Source organism: Pseudomonas tehranensis, from assembly GCF_014268615.1.
GTDB lineage: Bacteria > Pseudomonadota > Gammaproteobacteria > Pseudomonadales > Pseudomonadaceae > Aquipseudomonas > Aquipseudomonas tehranensis.
The window spans coordinates 1-2,256 of record NZ_JABWQV010000422.1 but is presented as its reverse complement, the minus strand read 5'-3'; the positions used below and the strand labels follow the sequence as shown (position 1 = coordinate 2,256).

Annotated in this window: 1 protein-coding gene; it reads right to left on the bottom strand. The window is 62.3% G+C overall.

The window, feature by feature from the left end; translation table 11 throughout:
• Positions 1-211 precede the first annotated feature (211 nt).
• Positions 212-2,167, bottom strand: coding sequence for an acetoacetate--CoA ligase (locus HU811_RS26675; RefSeq protein ID WP_186659078.1), 1,956 nt, complete (start codon positions 2,165-2,167; stop codon positions 212-214).
• Between the last annotated feature and the right edge of the window lie 89 nt (positions 2,168-2,256).

Genomic DNA, 2,256 nt, shown 5'->3' with positions numbered 1-2,256 from the left:
CCCCCCCCCCCCCGGCGGGGGGGGGGGGGGAGTGGGGGTTGATGGATTGATGGATTGGTGGTTCTACAGGCATACCGCGTTATCGTTCATCGCGAGCAGGCTCGCTCCCACAGGGAATCGAGGGTGCTTGCAAATCCTGTATTCACCACCGACCAATGTGGGAGCGAGCCTGCTCGCGATGAGGCCCGCATGGCCAGCGAAGCTTTGAATGTCAGGTAGTAAGCTCCACCCGATCCCTGAACTGCTCCAGCGCCTCGGGATTGGCCAGGGCATCGGTGTTTTTTACCGCCTCCCCATGCACCACGTTGCGCACCGCCAATTCCACCACCTTGCCGCTGATGGTCCGCGGGATGTCGCTGACTGCCAGGATCTTCGCCGGCACATGACGCGGGGTGGTATTGGCGCGGATCACCTGGCGGATCTGCTGCTCCAGGACCTCATCCAGGGTCACCCCGTCGCGCAGGCGTACAAACAGCACCACTCGCACATCACCCTGCCATTGCTGGCCGATGGCGACGCTGTCCACTACCGCCTCGACTTTTTCCACCTGCCGATAGATTTCCGCTGTGCCGATGCGCACACCCCCGGGGTTGAGCACGGCATCCGAACGCCCGTGGATCAAGAAACCGCCGTGAGGCAGTTCCTCGGCGTAGTCCCCCTGGGCCCACACACCGGGGAACTGGCTGAAGTAGGAGGCCCTCAGTTTTTCCTGCTGCGGATCATTCCACAGGCCAATGGGCATCGCGGGGAAGTGCCGGGTGCAGACCAGTTCACCTTTCTCACCGATGACCGCTTGGCCTGCCTCGTTCCAGACCTGCACCGCCATGCCCAGGCTCTTGCCCTGCATCTCGCCGCGGCGAACGGCGGACAACGGATTGCCATTGACGAAGCACGACACAATGTCGGTGCCACCGGACATCGAGGCCAGGCATACCTGGGGCTTGAAGTCGCGGTAAACGTAGTCGTAGCTATGGGGCGCCAGCGCCGAACCGGTGGACAGGATGGTTTTCAGGCTGCCTAAATCGTGGGTGTGTCGCGGTTTCAAACCCTGGTTTTCCAGGGCCGCCAGATATTTTGGGCTGGTGCCGAATACGCTGATGCGCTGCTGGTCGATCAGGTCCAGCAGGCGCTCGGGGCCAGGGTGAAAGGGCGAGCCGTCATAGAGCACCACCGCACTGCCCACGGCGAGGGCCGACACCAGCCAGTTCCACATCATCCAGCCACACGTGGTGTAGTAGAACAGCCGATCTTCCGGACCAAGGTCCACATGCAGGCCATGCTCCTTGAGGTGTTGCAGCAACACCCCGCCGGTGCTGTGGACGATGCACTTCGGCACGCCGGTGGTGCCACTGGAATAGAGGATGTACAGCGGATGATCGAACGGCACGTCGACGAACGCCGGTTCGCCGCCGCAGCGGTAGAAGTCGCTCCACAACGCGACGCTGGCCGCTGTCTTGAAGTCTTCGACGTGGGCGTTAGGGCATGCGTAGGGCAGGATGATCAGTTGCTGCAGCGAAGGCAGGCGTTCGAGGATTTCGTTGACCTTGGCTCGCTGGTCGATGACCTTGCCGGCGTAGCGGTAACCGGCGCAGGTGATCAGCACCTTGGGCTCGATCTGGCCGAACCGGTCGATGACGCCTTGGGTGCCGAAGTCAGGCGAGGAGCACGACCAGATCGCTCCCAGGCTGGTGGTGGCGAGCATGCCCACCAGCGTCTGCCAGGTGTTGGGCATGCACGCCGCGACCCGGTCGCCCTTGCTCACCCCCGCCGCTTGCAGGCTTTTTTGCAGGCCGGCGACGTGAGCGGCGAGTTCTGCCCAGGTCAACTGTTCCTGATCGCCGTGCTCATCGATCGCCACCACAGCCACGGCGTCATCACGGCGGCGTAACAGGTGTTCGGCAAAGTTCAAGGTTGCGCCTGGGAACCACTGGGCGCTGGGCATTTGCTCACCTTCCACCAGCACTTCGCGGGGCGCCTGGTGAAAACGGATCTCGAAGAAGTCGACGATGGCCTGCCAGAAGGCTTCACGCTGGTCGATGCTCCAGGCGTGCAGGGCGGGATAATCGCTCAGTTGCTGTTGATGCCGCTCGTTGATGAACCGGCGGAAGGCGTCCATGCGTGACTGGGCGATGCGATCGGGGGTGGGTTGCCAGAGGATGTCGGACATGGGGTGCCTCTTGTTTTTATGTACAAATAAACTATAGAACGACCCAATCTTGTGGCGAGGGGATTTATCTGTGGGAGCAAGGCTTGCCC

Coding starts and splice junctions, on each gene's coding strand:
- HU811_RS26675 (WP_186659078.1), bottom strand. CDS start 2,167: ATGTCCGACATCCTCTGGCAACCCACCCCCGATCGCATCGCCCAGTCA.